The organism is Clostridium luticellarii, assembly GCF_002995845.1.
GTDB classification, from domain to species: domain Bacteria; phylum Bacillota; class Clostridia; order Clostridiales; family Clostridiaceae; genus Clostridium_B; species Clostridium_B luticellarii.
Map to the genome: position 1 here is coordinate 103,537 of NZ_PVXP01000002.1, position 19,772 is coordinate 123,308.

18 protein-coding genes are annotated in these 19,772 nt (G+C 36.2%); 13 read left to right on the top strand and 5 right to left on the bottom strand.

Annotation, left to right across the window (positions count from 1 at the left end; translation table 11 throughout):
* The first annotated feature begins 36 nt into the window (after nt 1-36).
* From CLLU_RS01390 to CLLU_RS01410, 5 genes are all read left to right on the top strand, one after another.
* Nucleotides 37-1,029 (top strand): NADH:flavin oxidoreductase, encoded by a 993-nt coding sequence (locus CLLU_RS01390; RefSeq protein ID WP_106007782.1) that lies wholly within the window; start codon nt 37-39, stop codon nt 1,027-1,029.
* 77 nt (nt 1,030-1,106) lie between these two features.
* A complete protein-coding gene (locus tag CLLU_RS01395) occupies nt 1,107-2,225 on the top strand; it encodes a DUF362 domain-containing protein (RefSeq protein WP_106007783.1) in 1,119 nt (372 codons plus the stop codon).
* Between the two features lie 249 nt (nt 2,226-2,474).
* A complete protein-coding gene (locus CLLU_RS01400) occupies nt 2,475-3,575 on the top strand; it encodes a 2-hydroxyacid dehydrogenase (RefSeq protein WP_106007784.1) in 1,101 nt (366 codons plus the stop codon).
* Nucleotides 3,569-4,405 (top strand): class II fructose-bisphosphate aldolase, encoded by an 837-nt coding sequence (locus tag CLLU_RS01405; protein WP_106007785.1) that lies wholly within the window; start codon nt 3,569-3,571, stop codon nt 4,403-4,405. Before CLLU_RS01400 ends, CLLU_RS01405 begins: the two co-directional genes overlap by 7 nt.
* Before the next feature lie 43 nt (nt 4,406-4,448).
* Entirely contained in the window at nt 4,449-5,954 is a 1,506-nt protein-coding gene (locus tag CLLU_RS01410) for an FGGY-family carbohydrate kinase (RefSeq protein WP_106007786.1), read from the top strand.
* Between the two features lie 116 nt (nt 5,955-6,070).
* Here CLLU_RS01410 and CLLU_RS01415 read toward each other — a convergent pair whose 3' ends face one another.
* Both CLLU_RS01415 and CLLU_RS01420 read right to left on the bottom strand, forming a co-directional pair.
* Nucleotides 6,071-7,513 carry an aminotransferase-like domain-containing protein gene (locus tag CLLU_RS01415; RefSeq protein WP_106007787.1) on the bottom strand — a complete coding sequence of 481 codons (1,443 nt, stop codon included), beginning with the start codon at nt 7,511-7,513 and terminating at the stop codon, nt 6,071-6,073.
* 6 nt (nt 7,514-7,519) lie between these two features.
* Complete coding sequence (locus CLLU_RS01420; protein WP_106007788.1) at nt 7,520-8,128, bottom strand: LysE/ArgO family amino acid transporter; 609 nt, start codon at nt 8,126-8,128, stop codon at nt 7,520-7,522.
* A gap of 275 nt (nt 8,129-8,403) precedes the next feature.
* Between CLLU_RS01420 and CLLU_RS01425 the strand changes: the two genes are divergently transcribed.
* Nucleotides 8,404-9,252 (top strand): MurR/RpiR family transcriptional regulator, encoded by an 849-nt coding sequence (locus tag CLLU_RS01425; RefSeq protein ID WP_242977448.1) that lies wholly within the window; start codon nt 8,404-8,406, stop codon nt 9,250-9,252.
* 92 nt (nt 9,253-9,344) lie between these two features.
* Here CLLU_RS01425 and CLLU_RS01430 read toward each other — a convergent pair whose 3' ends face one another.
* Nucleotides 9,345-9,755 (bottom strand): hypothetical protein, encoded by a 411-nt coding sequence (locus CLLU_RS01430; RefSeq protein ID WP_106007789.1) that lies wholly within the window; start codon nt 9,753-9,755, stop codon nt 9,345-9,347.
* 220 nt (nt 9,756-9,975) lie between these two features.
* Between CLLU_RS01430 and hcp the strand changes: the two genes are divergently transcribed.
* From hcp to CLLU_RS01460, 6 genes are all read left to right on the top strand, one after another.
* Nucleotides 9,976-11,616, top strand: coding sequence for a hydroxylamine reductase (gene hcp, locus CLLU_RS01435; RefSeq protein WP_106007790.1), 1,641 nt, complete (start codon nt 9,976-9,978; stop codon nt 11,614-11,616).
* A gap of 161 nt (nt 11,617-11,777) precedes the next feature.
* The gene (locus CLLU_RS01440) at nt 11,778-12,944 is read left to right on the top strand and encodes a 1-propanol dehydrogenase PduQ (RefSeq protein WP_106007791.1); all 1,167 of its coding nucleotides are present in this window, start codon (nt 11,778-11,780) and stop codon (nt 12,942-12,944) included.
* Nucleotides 12,945-12,964: 20 nt separating this feature from the next.
* A complete protein-coding gene (gene eutS / locus CLLU_RS01445; protein WP_106007792.1) occupies nt 12,965-13,309 on the top strand; it encodes an ethanolamine utilization microcompartment protein EutS in 345 nt (114 codons plus the stop codon).
* A 19-nt stretch (nt 13,310-13,328) separates the two neighbouring features.
* Nucleotides 13,329-13,760: a EutP/PduV family microcompartment system protein gene (gene eutP / locus CLLU_RS01450; RefSeq protein WP_106007793.1), complete on the top strand. Its 432-nt coding sequence runs from the start codon at nt 13,329-13,331 to the stop codon at nt 13,758-13,760.
* A 111-nt stretch (nt 13,761-13,871) separates the two neighbouring features.
* The gene (locus tag CLLU_RS01455) at nt 13,872-14,855 is read left to right on the top strand and encodes a type I phosphomannose isomerase catalytic subunit (protein WP_106007794.1); all 984 of its coding nucleotides are present in this window, start codon (nt 13,872-13,874) and stop codon (nt 14,853-14,855) included.
* Between the two features lie 146 nt (nt 14,856-15,001).
* Nucleotides 15,002-15,547 (top strand): NADH peroxidase, encoded by a 546-nt coding sequence (locus CLLU_RS01460; protein WP_106007795.1) that lies wholly within the window; start codon nt 15,002-15,004, stop codon nt 15,545-15,547.
* 76 nt (nt 15,548-15,623) lie between these two features.
* Here CLLU_RS01460 and CLLU_RS01465 read toward each other — a convergent pair whose 3' ends face one another.
* Complete coding sequence (locus CLLU_RS01465; protein WP_106007796.1) at nt 15,624-16,994, bottom strand: Ig-like domain-containing protein; 1,371 nt, start codon at nt 16,992-16,994, stop codon at nt 15,624-15,626.
* Nucleotides 16,995-17,295: 301 nt separating this feature from the next.
* Here CLLU_RS01465 and CLLU_RS01470 point away from each other — a divergent pair, with 301 nt between their 5' ends.
* Complete coding sequence (locus tag CLLU_RS01470; protein ID WP_273336293.1) at nt 17,296-18,126, top strand: YihY/virulence factor BrkB family protein; 831 nt, start codon at nt 17,296-17,298, stop codon at nt 18,124-18,126.
* Between the two features lie 38 nt (nt 18,127-18,164).
* Here the strand turns inward: CLLU_RS01470 and CLLU_RS01475 are convergent, their stop codons facing one another.
* Nucleotides 18,165-19,556 carry an FAD-dependent oxidoreductase gene (locus CLLU_RS01475; protein WP_242977449.1) on the bottom strand — a complete coding sequence of 464 codons (1,392 nt, stop codon included), beginning with the start codon at nt 19,554-19,556 and terminating at the stop codon, nt 18,165-18,167.
* Between the last annotated feature and the right edge of the window lie 216 nt (nt 19,557-19,772).

Sequence of the window (19,772 nt, forward strand, 5' to 3'; positions counted from 1 at the left end):
TAATATTATTTAAAGATCATGATTGGGGGTATGGATATGTCCTATTTACTTGAACCTCTTAAAACGAGTAAATTAACGCTAAAGAACAGGTTGATTATGCCGCCTATGGCTACTTCAAAATCTGAAAAAGACGGCAGAGTAAGTGAAGATATATTGAAATATTATGATGAAAAGTCGAAGGGAGGATACATATCACTTGTAATTATTGAGCACAGTTTTATTGATAAGGCTGGAAAAGCCAGTGAGAATCAGCTTTCCATATCAAATGACAGTGTAGTGGAAGGTTTGCAGAAATTGTCTGAAATTATTCATAGAAATGCTTCTAAAACTATAATGCAGATTAATCATGCAGGCAGTGCTGCCATGAGAAATGTTACAGGTTGTGAAGTGGTGGGTCCTTCTGCTGTATCAAATCCAATAAAGGGAGATATGCCAAGAGAACTTACCGGACTGGAAATTGATGACATAGTACAAAAATTCAAAGCAGCAGCACTTCGCGTAAAGGAAGCTGGATTTGACGGAGTTGAAATTCATTCAGCTCACGGGTATTTGCTCAATCAATTTTTTTCACCTCTCACCAATAAGAGAAATGACGAATATGGAGGAAATGTGAAGAGCAGAATAAAGATACACCTGGATATAATCAAGGCAGTCCGCGGGGCCGTAGGTGATAATTTTCCCATTTTTTTACGCCTGGGAGCTTCTGATTATATGACAGGGGGAAGCACTGTAGAAGACAGTAAAATTGCGGCAAAAGAATTTGAAAAAGCAGGAGTGGATGTTCTTGACATTTCAGGAGGACTTTGCAGATATACTCTTCCAGGGAACACTTCCCAGGGATATTTTTCACCGCTTACCGAAGAAATTAAAAAAGTTGTGTCTGTTCCAGTCATCTTAACCGGAGGAATTACTGAATCGAAAGCTGCAGAAACACTGCTTTTACAGCATAAGGCAGATCTTATTGGTGTGGGAAGAGCCATATATAGAGATTCCAGCTGGGCCCAAAGAGCCATTGAAAGCCTCAGATAGTTTAATATATATTCAAGTATCAGAGCTAAGAGTTGAATTATCAAATTCGGATAAAAATATCATAATGAGGTGATTTTATGAAAAGCAGCGTATATTTTGTGAATTTAAGAGCCAGGAAGGCAAAGCAAAATAAAATAACCAAGATAAGAAAATTATTTGAAAAGGCCGGGTTTAACAATGTAATTGGCAAGGGGGACTTAACTGCTGTGAAGCTCCATTTTGGAGAACTCGGAAGTGACGGATATATAAATCCTGTATTTGTAAGACAGGTTGTTGACAAGATAAAGGAAGCTGATGCCAATCCATTTTTAACTGATTCCAATACCTTGTATTCTGGAAGCAGATCGAATGCAGTTGACCATGTAAATACAGCCATACTGCATGGATTTAATTATGCGGTGGTAAATGCACCTGTAATAGTAGCAGATGGCCTAAAGGGTGAAAATGTAAAAGAAGTAGAGATAGACAAAAAGCATTTTAAAAATACCAGGATATCCGGAGTCATAGCTGGAGCTGACAGTATGATTGTGATGTCCCATTTTAAAGGCCATGAAGTGGCGGGGTTTGGCGGAGCTATCAAAAATTTAGCTATGGGATGTGCAAATCCCGATGGCAAGAAAGATCAACATTCTATAAGACCCAGTGTGGATATAGAAAAATGTATAGGCTGTGGACAATGTGCAAAAGTATGTCCCCAAAAAGCCATAACTATTGAAGATAAAAAATCATCCATAGATAAGATGAGATGTGTAGGATGCGGTGAATGTATGACTGTCTGTCCTGTCAAAGCCATTGAATCAGGCGGTGAGATGGAGGCAAAAATATTTACAGAAAAGCTTACTGAATATGCTTATGGAGCAGTGAAAGGGAAGGAAGGAAAAGTAGGATATATTAATTTTATAATTAATGTGACTCCTGACTGTGACTGCGTTCCCTGGAGTGATGCTCCCATAGTACCGGATATAGGAATACTGGCATCTACGGATCCGGTAGCTTTGGACAGTGCCTGCTATGATTTGGTGAATGAAGCAGCGCCGTTAAATAATACTTTTCTAAAGGATAATGAGGCTAAGGGCGGTCACCAGTGTGAGGATAAATTTAAAGCCATGAGAAAAAATACCTATGGTGAAGTTCAGCTGACTTATGGAGAGGAAATAGGACTTGGCTCTAGAGAGTATAAGCTGATAAACATATGAATCGGGTTTCGATATGGGCTTACAGTATAATTTTATTATATTGTGAGCCCGTTTTTTAATGGCGGCTTACTGAAAAAAATAGCATTGACAAATAGAATGTTTTATGACATACTTTATATAGTAATAAATTTACTGCTGTATATATTTATAGGTAGTAAATAAACTATCATACAGATATATATACTGATATTCCTGAAGTATGGCAGGAGTTGAAGTTTAAATCAAGTATTTTAATGAGGAGGATATTATATGTTAAAGAAAGTAAAGGCACTGTTGATTGGAGATGCTATGATTCCGGGAAAAAGTTTTGAGGGAGCCTATGAAAAGTATCTGAAAAGATTTATAGATCAGGTTAAGGTTGGAGATTGGGAATCTGATTGGGGTAAGCTCCAGAATAGAAGATTGGAAGTAGAAAAAAAAGGTCCTGAAATAGAAGAAATTGATCCTTTGATAAAAGCTGAGGGAAAAGATGCTTCTGTACTTATGGGACTTTTTCTGCCTGTGTCTTCAAAAGTTTTTGAGGCCATGCCGAATTTGCATATAGTAGGTGTATCCAGGGCAGGACTTGAAAATGTAAATGTAGAGGAAGCTACGAAAAAAGGTATTCTTGTTTTCAATGTTAAGGGAAGAAATGCAGAGGCAGTTTCCGATTATGCAGTGGGAATGCTTTTGAGTGAATGTAGAAATATTGCAAGAGCTTTTCATTCAATAAAAGGTGGAAAATGGAGAAAAGAGTTTTCCAATTCCAGCTGGGTTCCAGAATTGAAAGGAAAAAATGTTGGTATTGTTGGATTTGGATATATAGGAAGACTTGTAGCTAAAAAGCTCTCAGGTTTTGAAACAAATACCATGGTCTATGATCCATTTGTAGATGCGGAAGTTATAAAAAAAGCAGGTGCTGTTCCTGTGGACAAAGAAACCTTGTTTAGAGAAAGTGATTTTATAACTCTGCATGCTCGTTTGAGTGAAGAAACTAAAAATCTTGTAGGTGAAAAAGAATTGTCCCTTATGAAACCCACAGCTTACCTTATAAATACTGCCAGGGCAGGGCTTGTGGAGGAGAAGGCGCTTTTAAATGCATTGAAGGAGAAAAAAATAGCTGGGGCAGGATTGGATGTATTCTGGACAGAGCCCATACCTGAAGGCAGTAATTTCTTAAAATTGGATAATGTGACTTTATCAACTCATATAGCAGGAACCACTAAAGAGGCACTCAGCAGATCACCGGAGCTTCTCATGGAAGATATTGAAAAACTATTAAAAAATGAAGAAACCAGATTTGTGGTAAATCCTGAAGTGCTTCAAGATGAAAGATTCAAAAAATGGCTTGATGGGGTGAGAAAATGTTAGTCAGCTTATCATCTATGTTGGAAGATGCCCATTTGAATAAGTATGCGGTAGGTTCTTTTAATGTCTATAATTTTGAAACTATAAAAGGTGTGCTTGAATCAGCAGATGAGCTGAAAAAACCTGTCATAGTGGCATTTGGAGAAAAGTATTTGGATAATATGGACCCAGAGACGGTCTATGCAGTAGTAAATTCACTGTCTAAAAATATTGATACTCCAGTGGCGCTTCACCTGGATCATTGTAAATCTTTTGACCACATAATTCAGGCCGTTAGAGCAGGATTTACATCTGTAATGTTTGATGGATCCAGTCTTGATTTTAAAGAAAATTTAAAAAGGACAGGAGAGATAACCTCAATTGCACATGCAGTAGGGGTAACGGTGGAAGCAGAACTTGGAGCACTGACTCTTGGAGAGTATTCAAATGAAGATGATGGAAGACAGATCTATACGGACCCGGATCAGGCTGAAGAATTTGTAAGCGAGACAAAAGTGGATGCTCTTGCCGTGTCAATAGGTACTGTCCACGGTATGTATAAAGGAGAACCTAAAATAGATATAGATGTATTGAAGGCAATATCTTCAAAGATAGAGACACCTCTGGTACTCCATGGAGGGTCTGGGACTCCTGAAGCCACTATTAGAGAATGTATATCAAATGGTATCTGTAAAATAAATGTAAATACAGAAATATCGATGTACACTGTGAATAAGGTAAAAGAGGCGCTTAAGTCAGATACAAACTACCATCTTTCGAAAATATCATTGATGGAAGTAAAATATATTAAAGAAGTTGTTGAAAAATATATGGATATGTTTTACGGCGCATAACAATCACTTAGTATAAGTTTTATTTAAAGCTTGGAGGTATATTATGGAGTGTACAATTATAATTGATGTGGGTACGTCCAGTTTAAAATCTATAATTTATAGTTTAAATGGCACTCTCATACATGAGCAGTCCCAGGAATACCATACGGTAATAACAGGTGGAGATAATGTGGAACAAGCTCCTGAAACCTGGCATGGTGCATTGCTCTCTACTCTTAGGGATACTGCCGAATATGTAAAAGAAAAAGATTTAAGTATAAATGCAATTACCGTAACATCTCAAAGGGCATCTGTGATTCCGGTGGATATAGAAGGGCAGCCATTGTACAATGCCATTATGTGGCAGGATAAGAGAAGCACAAGTCAGTGCTCTAAACTTTCCGATGCAATCGGTATCAATAGCCTCTACCATAAAACCGGACTGAGATTGGATCCCTATTTTTCAGCACCGAAAATGCTGTGGCTTAAAGAAGAACAACCTAATATATATAAAAGTTCATACAGGCTATTGGGAGTACAGGATTTTGTAATACATCTGCTAACCGGGAAATTTATTACCGACTGGACACAGGCATCAAGAACCATGCTTATGAATATAAATAGTTTTAGCTGGGATGAAGAGCTGCTCCATCAGATGGGAATAGATGAAAAGCTGCTGCCTGAACTCTGTGCTCCCGGCTCTATAGTGGGGAATCTCACAGAAAAGATGTCACAAATTACTGGATTGAAATCGGGTACTCCTATAATTATAGGAGGTGGAGATCAGCAGTGTGCGGCACTGGCCTTGAATGTACTGAGATCTGGTTCTGCAGAAGCCAATACAGGTACAGGCTCTTTTGTAGTTGCATTTTCTGAAAAACCTGCTTTTGATGAGGAAATGAGGACCTTGTGCAGTGCTGCAGCTGTGCCAGGTAAATGGATAGCTGAAGCAGGTATTTTTAACACAGGAGCCATATACAGGTGGGTTAAAGAAGAATTTTACAAAGAAAGCAGTGAAAATTCATTTGAAGAATTAAACAAAGAAGCGCTGAAGTCTACAGTTGGTGCAAACGGCGTATTGCTGCTTCCGCATTTTCAGGGAAGTGCAGCACCTTACTGGAATCCCATGGCCAAGGGAGTAATTTTCAATCTGACCCTGGGTACCAGGAGAGGCGACATAGTAAAAGCCGTGCTTGAAGGAATAGCTCTTGAGATAGCTGATAACATTCGCCTTATTGAAAACATTTCCGGGAAGATTGACAGGGTGAGTGTGGCTGGAGGAATGACTAAATTTGATTTGTTTGACAAAATTCAGGCCAGTGCATTCAATAAAAATGTGATAAAATATGAAAACAGTGAGGCAAGTTCTCTTGGAGCATTGATAAGCTCTGCTGTTACACTTGGCATTTATGGGGATTATAGTGAAGCATTTAAAAATATATGTAATGGGCAGGAGAAAATATTTGAGCCCGACAGGGATTGTGCCATGTATTATGAAAAACTTCTAGAAAAGAAAAACGGTCTTTACAGTGCTTTGGAAAAAGGTGGTGTTTATAAACTGTTCAGTTGAATTTCAGTTAATGATGATTTTTTGATAAGGTTCAGGTGGAGAGGGGATTCATTTTATAAACTAACTCCATCTGAATCTCAGAATTGCTTGATTTCATGTATAGCTGAGTATCTGTTTTAGAGATCCTTGATTATTTTTGAAAGCTTTTTCAGACCAAATTGCAGATCATACATAGAAGCATAAGAATAAGAAATTCTTATATTGTAATTTGTGTTAAAATCATATATGTATCCAGGATTGATTAATATTCCATTTTTACAGCAGCTGTAAAATAATTTTTCCATATTTATTTTGCTTTTTAATTTCAGCCATATGTAAAATCCTCCTGCAGGAATATTCCAGCTGGCTATATCCGAAAAATGTTTTTCAAGAGTTTTCAGTGCAGCCCGTCTTCGTGATTTAAGATTTTTTCTGAGGCTTTCCAGGTATATTTCATATAATCCACTTTCTATCCATTCAGCCGCCATATATTGAGAAAGGGAGCTTGCACCGTAGTCTGTCTGCATTTTTACATCTCCCAGTCGTTCTATGACGGATTCAGGTCCTATGATCCACCCAATTCGTAGTCCTGCCGCCAGAGATTTTGAGAGAGTTCCCATATACAGAACAATTCCATTTCTGTCTTTTGATTTCAGAGCATCAGGTGGAGTTTCATCCAGCCATAATTCTCTATAGGCATCATCTTCAATAACAGGAAGTCTTTCCTGCATACATAAATTCAGCAAATTATCCCTTTTATGCTGTGACATGACTGTTCCTGTGGGATTATGAAATGTAGGTATGGTGTATAAAAGTGAAGTCCTATTATCTAGATTTCTCAAGATTTCATTCAATCTGATTCCATCTTTGTCCATGGATATTCCCCTTAAGTTGATTCCTGAAGATTCAAATACATGAAGTGATTTTATGTAGGACGGTTTTTCCACAAGTACGGTGGAACCGGGCTTTAATATGCTCATTGAAATCAATTGCAGTGCCTGTAGGGAACCTGAGACAATCAATATGGAAGAAGGTGATGTGTTTATATGAAATTTTTTTACATACTGACTCAAGATCTTCCTCAAATACAGCGAACCTTTAGGCCGTTCATAACCCAGTGAGTTTATTTTATTTGAAATATTTGCAAATATTTTTTTCATCATTTCTTTTGGAAACAATTCAGGAGAAAGTTCTCCTGTACCAAGTCTTATTATGTTGTCTCTGTACTCAAGCTTGTTTATAATTTGAATTGTATGCAGATTGGGCTGCTGAATTCCGCTCTTTATGTAGTGTTCCCAATTTTGAGAAGGCAGTGAAGCCATTAATGACCAGGTATTATTTATAATTACAGTACCCTTTTTCCCCCTGCCTTCAATTAATCCATCTGCTTTTAACTCATCTAAGGCTTCTATTACGGTACTTCTGTTTACACCAAATATTTTGGATAAATCTCTCTGTACCGGAAGTTTTGAACCCACAGTCCATTCACCATTTCCTATCTTTTCTTTTATATAATCTGCAATTTGCCTGTACAGTGGTGTGGAAGATTTATTGTCAGGCTTCCAATTTATATTTAACATATTCATTCATATCCTTTGGATAAAATTGAAACCGAGTTTTGATCCATAATAGATTATAATTATACCACATATTGTATTGAGTATACTTATGTACTTTTCGTTAAGAATGTGCTTGAAAGCAGCTGCAACAGTGGTGAGAAATATAAACCAGAAAGCAGATGCCGTGCAGGAGCCAAATATAAAAAATGAAGAGGCTTCACTGGAGAGTGATGCTTTAAATGCCCCAAGGAGAAGGGAACCGTCGATAATAGCCTGAGGATTCATCCAGGTTACGGTAAAGCAAGATACAATTACTTTGATTAAAGTTTTGTCGGAGGGGTGATTGTCTATATTTGTTTTGCTGCTCATTATGAGATTCAGTCCCATATATATTACTACAATACAGCCAGCCAATAAAACTATATTTTTTAAGATCTCTGAGCTCTCAATCAGGGTTCCAATTCCCCAAAAACAGGTAAGGGCCAGTGAAATATCAAAAATTATTGTTATAAAAGCTACTTTATATGCATCAATTCTTTTATTTGACATGGCGGAATTGATAACATAGAGGTTCTGCATGCCTATTGGCGCCACATATGAAATCCCCAGCAAAAAACCTTGTATGAAATATCCCATTGTATTTTCATCTCCCTGTTATATTGATACCATCAATTATAAATATAGATATGTGGCATGTCTGCAACCATAAATTAAAAATTATACCAACCAGAACTTTTGAATAGGATCTGTTCTATAATTTTACATAATTGTTGACATTTACAGAACAATGTATTACCATTATAATGGTAAATTAATTACTTCGTATGATATGATATAGTTATATATTTACCAAAGCTGATTTATAAATGCTGATAATTATGTTTTCAATTAAATTTAAGGAGAAAATTACTGTGAATGACAATGTATTTACTATAATAAGAACTAAATATAATCTGCTGTCTCCTATACAGAAGAATATTGCAGATTTCATTTTAAATAACAGAAATGAAGTTATTCTTCTTTCCATAAGTGATCTTGCAGGAAAATGCAATACCAGTGAAACGACTATAATGAGGTTTTTGAGGAAGATAGGATTCAGTTCCTATCAGGTTTTTAGAGTCAGGACTGCACAGGATATATCTGCGGATTCAACTCAGGCCATATATGAGGAAATAAAACCGGATGATAGTACGTCAGATGTTAAAGACAAGGTGATCTTTTCTACTATAAATTCCATAAAAGATATCAGTAATATGGTAGACGATGAATCAATTGATAAAGTTATTGATTTGATTTTTGGAGCCAGAAGAATATTGTTTTTTGGAGTGGGTGCATCCGGAATAATTGCAAAAGATGCATTTCATAAGTTTTCACGAATCGGGCTGAACGTTTTCAACTGTGATGATTCGCATATAATGAATATAGTGTGTGCTCATACGGTTCCTTCTGATTTGTTGTTCATAGTTTCACATTCAGGTGAGAGTATTGAAGATTTGGATTGTATAGATATAGCAAAAGAAAATGGGGCTAAAGTTGTAGCTTTAACAAGTTATATTCATTCTACAATAACTGAAGTTGCAGATGCGGTATTGTTAAGCTCTACAAATGAGACAAAATATCGCTCGGATGCAATGGTTTCCCGGATTGTACAACTTGTTATCATAGATATACTCTATGTGAAATTGATTTTAAAGATGGGGCCTTCCAGCATAAAAAGAGTTAATAGATCACGCCTGGCTGTGGCCAGGAGAAAGAGGTAATTTGTAAATTAAGTGAGACTTTTTATGATAATATAGTATGTAAAATGCAGGAAGTTTTTAAAATACAGGGACTAGATTGTCCCTGTATACTGTCAATAGCATATAAAACTTTGTATTTGATTTAAATCCATTCCAAAATAAGCCCATCTACCTCTGTACCATCTATATCCGGAAAAGGATCTTCTCCCTACATTGGTTATCCATGCCCAGAAGGGATTTCCTCTTTTTGGCCATATATAGACGTATTTGAATATACAAGGTCTTAAGGAGCCTGGATCAACTGCTTTTAATTGAGGTCCGGATTTTAAATTGGATTTTCCTTTTGAAGGTGTGTTAACTGGTGGAGGACCTGGAGGCAGTTTGTTCTGCTGTCTTGTCATTGGCATGGGATATGGGGGAGCACAAAATTGACAGTAAGGGCAGTAAAATTCTTCAGAAGGTTCTATGTCATCTATTATGTCATCGTACTCATCTTCAAATCTAAAGCAATTATAATCGTACATGCATACAACTCCTATTTTTTACTCTTACTTTAATAGTATGATTACAGCTGATGTATAGTTACAAGATCAGGTACTTCTAAAAAACTATATTGTACTTTTTTGATAAATAAAAAAGAAGAATAAAATACTTAAATTTATGTAACCTGTGTTACGGAATTTCTCAAGAGCTCCTGTTAATATGGACTTATAGAAAAAATAAGAAATCAGGAGGAGCATAGTTATGGAAAATAAAATGTTTTGTTATCAATGTCAGGAGACAGCAGGGTGTACAGGCTGTACACAGGCAGGAGTGTGCGGAAAAAAGCCTGAAGTAGCGGCTATGCAGGATTTGCTTGTATATGTGACGAAAGGAATATCTGCAGTTACTACAGCACTGCGTGCTGAAGGAAAAGAAGTGGACAGTGAAATAAATCACCTGATAACACTTAATTTGTTTACTACAATAACAAATGCAAACTTTGATGAAGATATGATTGTTTCAAGAATTCTTGAAACCCTTGAAAAGAAAGAAGAACTTTTAAAACAGCTGGACAATAAAAATGATCTTCCGGAGGCAGCAATCTGGTACAGCTCTGATAGGCATGAGTTTCCAACAAAGGCTGCGGCAGTTGGAGTGCTTTCCACAAAGAATGAAGATATAAGAAGTCTGCGTGAACTGATCACTTATGGATTGAAGGGCCTGTCAGCATATAGCAAGCATGCGAATGCGCTTTTAAAAGATAATGAGGAAGTTGATGCATTTTTGCAGAGAGCATTGGCAAAAACGCTGGATGATACTCTGAGTGTGGATGATCTGGTAGCGTTGACGCTTGAAACCGGAAAATATGGTGTAAGTGGTATGGAGCTTTTGGATAGGGCAAACACATCTTCCTATGGCAATCCTGAAATTACGAAAGTAAATATAGGAGTAAGAAATCGTCCTAGTATATTGATTTCTGGACATGACCTCAGAGATCTGGAAATGCTTCTAAAACAGACTGAGGGAACTGGAGTAGATGTATATACACATTCTGAAATGCTTCCGGCCCATTATTACCCTGCATTCAAAAAATATTCCAACTTTGTAGGAAATTACGGAAGTGCATGGTGGAAACAAAAAGAAGAATTTGAAAGCTTCAATGGACCTATTCTTATGACAAGCAATTGCATAGTACCGCCTAAGGCCAGTTACAAAGACAGAATATATACTACTGGTGCGGCAGGATTCCCAGGATGCAGGCATATTGCAGGTGAAATAGGAGAGGAGAAAGATTTCTCGGAAATTATTGAACATGCAAAAAGATGTGCACCTCCTGTTGAAATAGAAAAGGGAGAAATAGTAGGCGGATTTGCACATAACCAGGTTCTTGCATTGGCGGATAAAATTGTAGATGCAGTAAAATCAGGTGCTATTAAAAAATTTGTTGTTATGGCAGGATGTGATGGAAGAGCTAAGTCCAGAAATTACTATACTGATTTTGCAGAAGCACTTCCGGAAGATGCAGTTATCCTTACGGCAGGGTGTGCAAAATATAAATACAACAAACTTCAGCTGGGTGATATCGGTGGAATCCCTCGCGTACTCGATGCAGGACAATGTAATGATTCCTATTCGCTGGCGGTGATTGCACTTAAATTAAAAGAGGTTTTTGGACTTGAGGATATAAATGATCTTCCTATTATATATAATATTGCATGGTATGAGCAGAAGGCTGTAATAGTGCTGCTGGCACTGCTTTATCTTGGAGTAAAGAACATTCACCTTGGACCAACGCTTCCTGCATTTCTTTCTGCAAATGTAGCTAAAGTTCTGGTTGAGAATTTTGGAATTGCAGGTATAGAATCAGTAGAAGACGATATAAAGTTTTTCTTCGAAAAATAAAACGCTTTAGTGTAGAAAAGCATGGCTAAATTGCTGAAACTGGTGGATGAGAGTCGTTTTCCATCAAAAAAGAAAGAATAATATATTTTCATATCTTCCATACTAATGATATAATAGGTATAATATTTAGTAAGCTTTTTTACACTAGAGGAGGAAAGATTATGGGTAATTTTAAAATAGGAACTGAAGTACATTTTGGAGACGATTCACTTAAAAGATTGAATGATTTCAAAGATGAAAAAGTATTTGTAGTAACAGACCCATTTATGGTAAAATCAGGAACCATAAACCGGGTGACGGATGAGCTCGAGAAAGCAGGCAGCAAATATATGGTATATTCGGATATAGTTCCTGATCCACCTACAGAAGTAGTTGCACAAGGGGTAGAAGCACTGCTGCAGTTTGATGGTGATGTAATAGTAGCACTTGGCGGAGGTTCTGCTATAGATTCATCTAAAGCCATAAAATATTTTCTAGCAAAAGTAAAAAAGGAAGACAAAAATATAAGATTTATAGCTATACCTACTACCAGTGGTACAGGATCTGAAGTAACAGGATTTTCAGTAATAACGGACAAGAAAAACAACGTGAAATCTACACTTATAGACGAAAAACTTCTGCCTGATGAGGCAATATTGGATGCAAACTTTGTAAAAACGGTGCCAAATTTTATTACTGCAGATACGGGAATGGATGTTCTTACGCATGCCATTGAAGCGTATGTATCCGTGAATGCCAATGATTTTACAGATGCCCTGGCAGAGAAAACTGTGAAACTTGTTTTTGATAATCTTTTAAAAGCGTACAGGGATGGAAACGATCTGGAAGCTAGAAAAAAGATGCACAATGCATCCTGTATGGCAGGAATGGCCTTTAATAATGCTGCATTGGGATTGAATCACGGTATGGCTCATACAATAGGTGCTAAATATCATATATCCCATGGAAGAAGCAATGCCATAATATTGCCTCATGTGATAGAATATAATGCAGATATAAAGGAGTTCAATTCAGGGGAACATATAAAAACAGCTGAAAGGTATGCATATCTTGCCAACATAATTGGTGTGCCTTCTAGCAGCACAAGACAGGCTGTTAGGAATTTGATTGAAGCTATAAAGGATCTCCTTAGAGATTTGAAGATTCCTGATTCACTTAAACAGTTGGGAGTACCTGAAAAAGAATTCAATGACAATTTGGAAGAACTGGCCAAGATAGCCATTGAAGATAGGACCACAGGCACAAATCCGAGAAAGCCGCAGGTAGAAGATGTGAAAAAATTATTTAAAGATGTCTATGAAAGTCAATCTGTATTTTCAATCTTATAAAGGCATTTATGGTGATGATTATGGAAGAAAAACAAAGAGTAATACAGGAATATGTACCAGGTAAACAAGTTACACTGGCGCATGTAATAGCGAATCCAAATAAAGATTTATATAGGAAACTTGGTTTGATAAGTGAAAATATGAATGCCATAGGAATACTCACTATAACTCCGAGTGAAGCGGCAATTATAGCAGCGGATGTGGCCACGAAAGCAGCACAGGTTCATATAGGCTTTGTAGACAGGTTTAGTGGATCTCTGGTTATAACAGGAGATATTTCCAGTGTGGAATCTGCAGTGAGAGAAGCACTTAATGTATTGAATAAAGTTCTTAAATTTTCAGTGGCGGATATAACCAAATCGTAGTTGTGGCAGAGGAATTATTATGAAAACTTTATTGTTGATAGGTAAGACGGGATCTGGGAAGACCACTTTTTGTCAAGCCATGACGGAAAAGAAGATATATTATAAAAAAACTCAGGCTCCGGAATTTTTAGATGGCGTGTTTTTGGATACACCTGGAGAATATATAGAAAACAGACTTTATAGTGCAATTTCGGTTCTTTCAGCAGATTGTGACGCAATAGCCATTTTTCAGGAGTGTACAAATCTAAGTGTTGTATTTCCACCTAGTTTTGCAGGTATGTTTGCAAAACCTGTCATAGGTATAATAACCAAGGTGGATCTCTGCAAAGAAAGCAGGAAGCTGCAGTTTGTAGAGGATATGCTGATTATGGCAGGTGCTGAACGGATATTTAAAGTCAGCAGTGTGGACAAAACAGGTTTTGAAGAGATAAAAAAATATATTGAAGATTGATACATAATATATGGATTTTTCCATATATTATTTTTTTATAGATATTATAATACTTTATTCTAAAGAGTTATAATATAAGTGTAAAGTTATAATATAAGGAGATGGATCATTTTGTATCCTATAAAATTTCAAAATTTGTATTATAAAAAAATATGGGGAGGAAGGGATTTAGGATCTTTCAGAAATAATCTTCCGGAAGGGAAGATAGGAGAGAGCTGGGACATTGCATGTCATAAAAACGGCACTGGGACAGTGGCCAATGGAGAATTTAAGGGGATCAAATTTGACGAACTTATTGATAAATTAGGTAAAAAACTTTTGGGAACTGAGATTAAAAAAGAAAGATTTCCCCTTTTGATAAAACTTATCAATGCCACGGATAATCTTTCTATACAAGTCCATCCCAATGACGTGTATGCCAATAAAATTGAGAATGATTCAGGGAAATCCGAAGTATGGTATGTAGTAGATGCATTTGAAGGTGCAAGCCTGATAGTGGGAACTAAAGCGGGATGTGATATTCATCAATTTAAAAAGGCTATTGAGCAGGGAAACCTTGAAAAGTTTGTAAATAAAGTACCTGTAAAAAAAGGCGATGTATATTTTATAAAAAGTGGGCTTGTTCATGCTATATGCAAAGGTGTTATAATAGCGGAAATTCAGCAGAGCAGTGATGTTACTTACAGAGTTTATGATTACGGCAGAGGAAGAGAACTTCATGTTCAGAAGGCACTGGATGTGGTGGATCTCAGTTTAAGGGGAGAAAAAAGCAGGGGAATTACTTTAAAGAGAGAAGGTTTTGAAAAGACTTATCTGTGTCTCGCAAGGGAATTTTCTCTTGAATTGTATGATATTAGGGACAAAGCTTCAGAAACAAGTGATGAGGAAAGATTTTATATATTTACCTGTGTTGATGGACAGGGGCAGATAATGTATGACAACGGTGCTGAAAGTATATTTAAAGGAGACAGTTTTCTTATTCCTGCTTTCCTGGGAGAATATACATTAAAGGGGAATATGAAATTGCTTAAAAGCTATGTACCGGACTGCAGTAAAGTGGAAAACAATATATTGAAGGAGATCAGAAAGTTTTAGTTTTGAGGTATGTATATAACGTACCTCAAATTTTTTATAATTCAGTAAAAAAACTCTTGCAAAATAATAATTAATATTATATAATAATAAATGTTGAAAGAAGTAATAAAAATTAATTACATAAAGTAAATAGAGGAGGATTTTGTATGAAAAAATTTGTTTGTTCAGTCTGTGGGTATGTTTATGAAGGAGAAAAGGCACCTGAAAAATGTCCTGTATGTGGTGCACCATCAGATAAATTTGTGGAGAAATCGGAGGATTCGTCAAATTGGGCAGATGAGCATAAGATAGGCGTTGCTAAGGGAGTAGATCCTGAAGTACTTGAGGGATTAAGAGCTAATTTCACTGGAGAGTGTTCAGAAGTGGGAATGTATCTTGCTATGAGCCGTCAAGCTGACAGAGAGGGATATCCGGAAGTTGCAGAAGCTTATAAGAGAATAGCTTTTGAAGAAGCAGAACATGCATCAAAATTTGCTGAGCTGCTGGGAGAGGTAGTTGTACCGGATACAAAGAAAAATCTGCAGATGAGAGTGGATGCAGAAGCAGGAGCATGTAAAGGCAAAAAGGATTTGGCAACTTTAGCCAAAAAGTTAAACTACGATGCAATTCATGATACAGTACATGAGATGTGCAAGGACGAGGCGAGACATGGAGCTGCATTCCAGGGCCTGCTGAACAGATATTTCAAATAGACATAACCTACAAATATACTATTGTTTCCCCACATAAAAAAGAATCTGTGAAATCACAGATTCTTTTTTGATTGCTTTAAGCTAAATACATGAAATAGGATAATGCATCCTTTTGTTCAGTTGCAAAATCTATATTTCTCATGTGGTACGCGTTTCCTCCATAATCATAACCTTGATTATCACATATATATGCGTAGTCAAAGCTGTTTGGATCTGCCCATTTCATGAAGGTATATGTGTGAGTTGGACCATATCCGTAACTTGTGGTAAAACATATGTCACCGGGAAGAAGCAGAGATAAATCATAGCCAATTTTCCAGCCCATGCTTTCCAGTACAGATGTAAGGGTGAGAGTGTTTGCCACATAGGTTGGAACGCCAAGCCCTACTCTTCTAAGGGCTTCACTGGCGAAATATACACAGTTGTTGCTTGTATCACCGCCGTGAAGTTCAATGGCACTTTCCAGTACGGACTGCCTGTTGTCATAATTCATAAGATAATTATAAAGGCTTGTACCTATTGATGACTGAGTCCTATAATCGTTTGATATGGACTGAACAGGTACAAAGGGATTTATAGTCAATTGCAGGATAACTGTCTTGTAATATCCATCTACAGTGCCGTTAAAAACATAAGTTCCAGGTATGCTGGTGTTGCTCAGGGTTCCATCCCAGGAGACATCTACGGATCTTGTGGAATCATCTGACATTTTGGCAGATAATTTTACAGGTAAGCTGTAGTTGTCTTCCTGATTTATAGATGTATTTATATCATCAATAGATACTATGGAGGGAACTGTTTTAAATTCCACCATAGTAGCATTTTTGAGTCCCCTTCCATATAGAGATACTATATTGCCCCCTATGATTAGAGTATAATCAGAATCGTAATCATAATTAACTGCAGTTGTTACAATAACTGATTTATTGTAATCATCTGAAGACAGTACTGTGGAGATTTTCGTATCATTTTTATCCATTACCTTTATTTCATCCTTTAATGAGTCTATATCCACTGGTTCATTGAATTTTATTTTCCAGCTTTTATTAACGGGAATATCGGTTTTAACTAAAGTCTGTGAAGTTGTAGTTTCGCTGTTGCCTTCGTAATATTTTTTATTCTCGTTGGATAAATTTTGTGTGGAATCAGAGTCTTCTTTGGATACATTATCTAAGGAGGAAGATTTTTCCCCGGATGAATTTCCAGCTGAATTTAAATCATCTGCAGTTTTAGTGTTTTTAGCTTCTTCATTTTGTTCAGATGGCTTATCTTTATTATTATCTGTAGAAGTGGGAGAAGTACTATGTAAATCGGTGCTGCTTGTGATATCGGACTTTGAGGAAAGCTCGTCCACATTATTTGCTGCCAATACATTGGTATAATGGAATCCTTGAACAAGCATATAAATTCCACAAAATAGTACAAATTTTTTTATAAATTTTTTCAACTATATTCCTCCTTTCTATTTTATTTATGAAAAATTTTGTTTCATATGAAGTGATTCTTAAATTCAAGTAGAATCTACCCATTGGGATAAATCTTTTCATAAATAAGTTTAATTCTTTTAAAGAACAAGTTCAATAGGAATTTATAATTTGATAATTAAATGGGAAAATTATAATATTAATAGATATACGGCATATTATTTATAATGGGATCATGCAATCGGGGGATTTCTGGACCCGGATAGGATTTGACCATTTAGCTTCAATAGGGTGAAGATTAAAGAGTGAAAAGGTGGGATTTAGTTGGAGAAAAAAGATAGATATAACCTAAAAGAGCTTGCCGTGAGCTTCATGGAAGATGATGTACTTGCACTTTCTTCTCAACTTGCTTATAGTTTAATATTTTCTTTTTTTCCTTTTCTCATATTTATTATCAATCTTGTGGGATACAGCGATATAAGTAATAGTGACATACTTGCAGTATTGGGGTATATACTGCCTAAAAATGTATTGGAATTGGTGAAAAATACTGCATTCAGGAGTGAAATCACTAAGAATACACAGTTGATATACTTGAGCTTGATCTTTGCAATATGGGCTTCTTCCGGTGGATTCCACGCAGTGATAAAGGGGCTGAATAAAGCCTATAATCGACATGAACATAGATCCATATTTAAAATATATGGTGTATCCATGTTGTGTACTTTGGGAATAATGACTATAATAGTGTTTACCATATTATTTCTGGTGTTTGGGGAAATGATTGGAAGTTTGATAGCTTCCAATTTAGGGTTTTCCAGGGAATTTAACCTTGTGTGGGATATATTTAGATATGTGATCATATTTGTATCCACGGTATTTATTTTTTCTGCAGTGTACATCTATGCTCCCAGTGTAAAACTTGTATGGAAGGAAGTGATTCCAGGAGCGGTATTTTCGACCATAAGCATTGTAATAGTATCCATGATTTTTGCATTTTATGTCAATAATTTTGTCAATTATTCTATAATTTATGGAAGTATAGGAGCTGCAATAGCTCTTCTCACCTGGCTGTTTATATTATCCGTCATAGTAATACTGGGGGGAGAGGTTAACGCAGTACTATTCAAACATGAAAAAAAGCAAACTGACTGAATATTCATCAGTTCAGCTGCTTTTTTCACCTGAAAGGGTTAAAGAAAGAAATTTTCTTTTATTATATCCTGCATGGTTTTTGAGGCCTGAATGTTCTGGATGATTTTTCCCGCTTTTTTGGTGTTTCCTATTAATATTCCGCCTGTCAATTTATTGTTTTCGAAGAATAATTTTTGATACTCCTTCTTTAAAGGATCTCTTAAAGAGAGTGTTTGAAGGTCAGGTGAAATTGTGCCACAGGAAAACAATTCTGTGTTCATGGAAGTGAATATGGAAGAAGATACGAAGTCTGAAAAATGTACTTCATCTCCTGCAGCATTGGCTCCAGCAATTTTACCCATTTTTTCAGAGGCAGGCCAATTGCCGTACACTCTTCCATTATACTCGCAGATATCTCCGCAGGCATATATGTTCTCTGCGGAAGTTTCCATTTTGTCATTTACTATTATGCCCCTGTTGGTTTTTATATCCGTGTTTTCTACCAATTGCTTGTTTGGACGTATTCCTGTAGAAAATAATACCATGTCAGTTTTTATGATTTTTCCACTCTTTAATCGCAGGCTGGAAACTTTTTCTTCACCTAGTATTTCTTCTGCAGAATCACCAAGTATTGTTTCCACTCCTGATTTATCCACGGCTTCTTTGAATAGAACAGCGCCTTCCGAATCAAGTTGACGGGAAAGAAGTCTGTCTGAAAATTCCACTACGGTAACATTCAATCCGGAATTTTTAATTGACCAGGCAGCTTCGAGCCCCAGCAGACCTCCTCCGATTATAACCGCATTTTTAGATTTTGACATGTAGTTTTTTATATTTTCTGCATCTGATTTGTATTTTAAAGAAAAAACACCTTTTTTGTCTATCCCTTTTATTGGAATTATAAAGCTGGAACTTCCATTTGCAAGTATAAGTTTGTCATAGGATAATTCACGGCCTGTATCTATAGTTACTTTTTTTGATCTTGTGTCAATATTTTTGGCACTGCAGCCTAAAAGAAGTTCTATGTTGTTGTCTTTGTACCACTTTTCATTACAGAGATAGAAATCCTTGCGTAGTGTGGGCTTTAAGAGATAATCTGAAAGTTCAGGTCTGTAGTAGGTTGGAAGATTTTCAGCGGATATGATAACTATACTGCAGCTTTTGTTTCTATCTCTTATAGAATTGGCAGCATAGTAACCAGCAGCACCATTTCCGATTATTACGAAACGTTCATCCTTATCTGTACTAAAATTTGAAGGAACTTTTTCAGATACCTCTATGAATTGACTGGCATCAGCACCGCATACTGGACAGGTTTTAGGTGGTTCATCACCTTCAATTATTATTCCACATACAAGACATTTCCATTTTTTTGTAGATGAAGATGGCTTATTTTCAGAATTTTCATTACTGCTCTCGTTGATCTTTTCCATAAATTTATAAGTTGACATTGGATCCTCCTTTGAATATGTTTAATGTATATAATATTAATTATTATTAATCAATAGTAATTATTTACATATATTATAGTATATATAGATGGCAAAATCAACTGAATAAACTGAATATTTCATTTATCCCACCGCTACATATTAAATAGATCAAAAAAATATTGACAAAAATCAAGGTAGTTGTATAATATATATTAGAAATCATAGTAGATTACT

Coding starts and splice junctions, on each gene's coding strand:
- CLLU_RS01475 (WP_242977449.1), bottom strand. CDS start 19,556: ATGTCAACTTATAAATTTATGGAAAAGATCAACGAGAGCAGTAATGAA.
- CLLU_RS01440 (WP_106007791.1), top strand. CDS start 11,778: ATGGGTAATTTTAAAATAGGAACTGAAGTACATTTTGGAGACGATTCA.
- CLLU_RS01400 (WP_106007784.1), top strand. CDS start 2,475: ATGTTAAAGAAAGTAAAGGCACTGTTGATTGGAGATGCTATGATTCCG.
- CLLU_RS01405 (WP_106007785.1), top strand. CDS start 3,569: ATGTTAGTCAGCTTATCATCTATGTTGGAAGATGCCCATTTGAATAAG.
- CLLU_RS01460 (WP_106007795.1), top strand. CDS start 15,002: ATGAAAAAATTTGTTTGTTCAGTCTGTGGGTATGTTTATGAAGGAGAA.
- CLLU_RS01430 (WP_106007789.1), bottom strand. CDS start 9,755: ATGTACGATTATAATTGCTTTAGATTTGAAGATGAGTACGATGACATA.
- CLLU_RS01415 (WP_106007787.1), bottom strand. CDS start 7,513: ATGTTAAATATAAATTGGAAGCCTGACAATAAATCTTCCACACCACTG.
- CLLU_RS01390 (WP_106007782.1), top strand. CDS start 37: ATGTCCTATTTACTTGAACCTCTTAAAACGAGTAAATTAACGCTAAAG.
- eutP (WP_106007793.1), top strand. CDS start 13,329: ATGAAAACTTTATTGTTGATAGGTAAGACGGGATCTGGGAAGACCACT.
- CLLU_RS01420 (WP_106007788.1), bottom strand. CDS start 8,128: ATGGGATATTTCATACAAGGTTTTTTGCTGGGGATTTCATATGTGGCG.
- CLLU_RS01395 (WP_106007783.1), top strand. CDS start 1,107: ATGAAAAGCAGCGTATATTTTGTGAATTTAAGAGCCAGGAAGGCAAAG.
- CLLU_RS01410 (WP_106007786.1), top strand. CDS start 4,449: ATGGAGTGTACAATTATAATTGATGTGGGTACGTCCAGTTTAAAATCT.
- eutS (WP_106007792.1), top strand. CDS start 12,965: ATGGAAGAAAAACAAAGAGTAATACAGGAATATGTACCAGGTAAACAA.
- hcp (WP_106007790.1), top strand. CDS start 9,976: ATGGAAAATAAAATGTTTTGTTATCAATGTCAGGAGACAGCAGGGTGT.